This window comes from uncultured Mailhella sp., from assembly GCF_905187505.1.
GTDB lineage: Bacteria > Desulfobacterota > Desulfovibrionia > Desulfovibrionales > Desulfovibrionaceae > Mailhella.
Genome location: NZ_CAJJIC010000178.1, coordinates 1 through 3,615, shown reverse-complemented (window position 1 = coordinate 3,615; position 3,615 = coordinate 1). Strand labels below are relative to the sequence as shown.

The 3,615-nt window shown below is 60.5% G+C and carries 2 protein-coding genes; both read right to left on the bottom strand.

Features of this window, described 5'->3' with window-relative positions; genetic code table 11:
• Window positions 1-354, bottom strand: a 354-nt coding sequence (locus QZZ60_RS10995; protein ID WP_367119420.1) for a peptidase U32 family protein, incomplete at its 3' end; no start/stop codon positions are given.
• Window positions 355-360: 6 nt separating this feature from the next.
• Window positions 361-3,615, bottom strand: a 3,255-nt coding sequence (locus tag QZZ60_RS10990; RefSeq protein ID WP_295641356.1) for an acyl-CoA dehydratase activase-related protein, incomplete at its 5' end; no start/stop codon positions are given.

The window sequence follows — 3,615 nt, the reverse complement described above, 5'->3', positions numbered from 1 at the left end:
GTGAAGCTCTCCCTCAAAACCGGCCTGACGGGCGACGTCGATGAGACCTATGTCCTGAATGATGAGGCCGTGCGGCTGGGCGTCGCGCTGAAGACGCTTGATGAGGCGGCCGGCGGCGGGAATGTCGCTTGCCTTGATGAGGGAATTGAACGCTACGTAGATCTTGCGGCCGTTCTGATTGGCCAGATCCACCATGCGGGCGAGCTCGGTGGTGCTGAAGTTTTCCGCCCCGGCCCGGGCGGAGAAGTTCTTGAGACCGAGATACGTGGCGTCCGCGCCGGCGGCCATGCCCGCGAGAAAGCAGGACATGTCGCCGGCCGGAGCCAGAAGTTCAGGCAGAGAGTGCTGTGTCATGACATCCTATGTCGATGGCTGACCTCCCGTGCATTTCTGCCTGGCCACAGCCATCATGAGTTTGATCCGGTTTATCTGGTTCACTTCGCTCGCGCCGGGGTCGTAGTCCACGGCGGCGATGTTGGCTTCAGGGAAGCGGCGCTTGAGCTCCTTGATGACGCCCTTGCCGGTGATGTGGTTGGGCAGGCAGCCGAAGGGCTGCATGCAGAGTATGTTGCGTATGCGGCCATGGAGCAGTTCCATCATTTCGGCGGTGAGCAGCCAGCCTTCGCCGGTCTGCTGTCCGAGAGAAACGACGCCGTTGACCTGTTCGCGCAGCTTGCGGAACGGAAGCGGGGGAGAAAATCTCCTGCTTCGCGCAAGCACGTACCGTACAGGCAGCCGCAGCGTCAGAAGGGTGCGCAGAAGGAGATTGCTCACCGTTGCGCGTCCCATGCTGCCGTTGTGGTGCTGCCAACGATACACTTCATCGTACAATCCGTACAGAATAAAATCGGTGAAGTCGGGCATGACGGCCTCGCCGCCCTCGGCTTCCACGACTTCGACTGCGTTGTTGTTGGCGTCGGGATGATACTTTAAAAGAATCTCGCCCACAAGTCCGACTCTCGGCCTCCGGGGTTCGTCCTTCAGGGGAAGGGCGTCGAAGGCCTTCACCACTTCGCCGAGGTGCCGGTAGGTGCGCCGGAGCGCGCCTTCCCTGATGTCGGCGTCGAGAATGGCCGCCCAGTGTTCGGCCAGTTCCTCGGCGCTGCCCTTTCTGCTTTCATAGGGGCGCGTGCGGTACAGCAGCCGCATGAGCGTGTCGCCGCACAGAAGTGCCTGTACGCCGCGCAGAAGCATACGGCCCGTAATGCGGAAGCCCGGATTGCGGCCGAGTCCGGAAAGGTTGAAGGAAATCACCGGAATGTCGGTAAGTCCGCATTCCCTGAGGGCCTTGTGGAGAAAACCTATGTAGTTCGTGGCGCGGCAGCCTCCGCCCGTCTGGGATATGATGAGGGCGATGCGGTGTCTGTCGTACTTTCCGCTCCGGATGGCGTAGAGAAGCTGTCCGATGACGGTGATGGCCGGATAGCAGGCATCGTTGTTCACATGCCTCAGGCCTTCCTCCACGGCTTCCCGGGAGACGGACTGAAGAAGCTCCGCCTTGTAGCCGCAGGCATGGAGCATGGAGGGCAGGAACTGGAAGTGGATGGGAGACATCTGCGGGATGAGAATGGTGTGCGTTTCCCGCATTTCTTCCGTAAAGTCCGGGGGCGTCCAGCCGTCATCCTCCACGGGGGCCATGGGCAGCAGCGTGGCGAACTCCGGTATGGCCTTCTGAACCCGGTTGTTCCTGCGTTCCTTCATGGTGGCAAGCAGAGAGCGCACGCGGATGCGCGCGGCGCCGAGGTTGGCGCCCTCGTCGATCTTTATCTGTGTGTAGAGCCTGCCGGAAGCGGAAAGGATTTCCTCAACCTGATCGGCCGTGACGGCATCAAGACCGCAGCCGAAGGAGACGAGCTGCACGAGCGAGACCTGGTCCGACTGGGCCGCATAGGCCGCCGCGCGATAAAGTCTTGCATGGAACGTCCACTGGTCGACCACGCGCAGCTTGCCGGGATCGGGCATGAGATGGGCCACGGAATCTTCCGTGAGCACGGCGAGACCCGAGGCCGTGATGAGGTCGGGAATGCCGTGATGCACCTCAGGATCGACATGATAGGGATGGCCTGCAAGAATGATGCCCATCTTGCCGGTCTTTTTGAGGTAGGCGAGAACTTCCGCTCCCTTTTTCTTCAAGTCGTCCTTGAACTTTTTCTTTTCTCGGAAGGCGTCCTCCAGGGCTTCCTGTATTTCCGCGCGGGGAATGTTTCGGAAGAGATCGAGCTGAAGGAGCATGCTGAGCAGCCCGTCCAGCTCCACGGGCAGGAAGGGGCATATGAGCTCCACTCCCTTTTCCCGCAGCTTCTCCACGTTGTTCTTCAGAAGTTCCGGGTAGCCGCCCACCACGGGACAGTTGTAGCGGTTGTCCTGCGTGAGGAATTCCTTGCGCTCGAAGGCGATGCAGGGATAGAAGATGCGGCTCACGCCCTTCTGGATCAGATCCATGATGTGACCGTGACTGAGCTTGGCCGGATAGCACACCGTCTGCGAAGGAATGGTGGACATGCCGCGGGCGTACATCTTTTTGGAAGAAGCCGAAGAGAGCACCACGCAAAATCCCAGTTTCGTGAACAGGGTGAACCAGAGAGGGTAGTCCTCGTACATGTTCAGCACGCGGGGAATGCCTATGCTGCCGCGCGGCGCCTTGTCCGGAGACAGGGGCACATAGTGCTCAAACAGTCTTTTGTACTTGTAATCAAAGAGGTTTGGCAGGCTCTCGTCCGATGAGCTCTTGCCCGCACCCCGCTCGCAGCGGTTGCCGGAAACAAAGCGGGAGCCGTCGGAAAAGCGGTTCACGGTGAGCAGACAGTGGTTGGAGCAGCCCTTGCAGCGGGTGACGTTTCTTTCGGCATGGAAGGATGCAAGCTCTTCCCGCGAAAGAAGGGTGGATCCCTCGGGAGACTGGTTCTCCTTCGCAATGAGAGCCGCGCCGAAAGCACCCATGAGACCGGCGATGTCCAGTCTGAGCACTTCGCGGCCGAGACTGAGCTCAAGGGCGCGGAGCAGAGCGTCATTCTTGAAGGAACCGCCCTGCGCGATGACGTGTTCGCCGAGTTCTTCGGGACTCGAGATTTTAATGACCTTGTAGAGCGCGTTCTTGACCACGGAATAGGAGAGACCGGCAGCAATGTCGCCCACGGAGCGGCCTTCCTTCTGCGCCTGCTTGACGCGCGAATTCATGAACACCGTGCAGCGAGTGCCGAGATCCACGGGATTCTGCGCGTGAAGAGCCTCATCCACGAAGGTCGGAAGATCCATGCCGAGAGACATGGCAAAGGTCTCGATGAAGGAACCGCAGCCGGCTGAGCAGGCTTCGTTGAGCTGTATGCGGTCCACCATGCCGTCCTTCACATGAAGGCACTTGATGTCCTGTCCCCCGATGTCCAGCACGAAGGTCACGTCGGGAAGGAAGAACTGTGCGGCCTTGCAGTGGGCCAGCGTTTCCACTTCGTCCACGTCGGCATGAAGCCCCGCGCGCAGAAGCCCGCCGCCGTATCCGGTAACGCCTGCTGCGGCGATGCGCGCGGTCTCGGGCAGAACGGCGTAGATGTCCCTCAGAATCTGCACCGCGGCTTCGAGCGGTCTGCCCTGACTCGGCGCGTAGGACTGGTGCAGAAT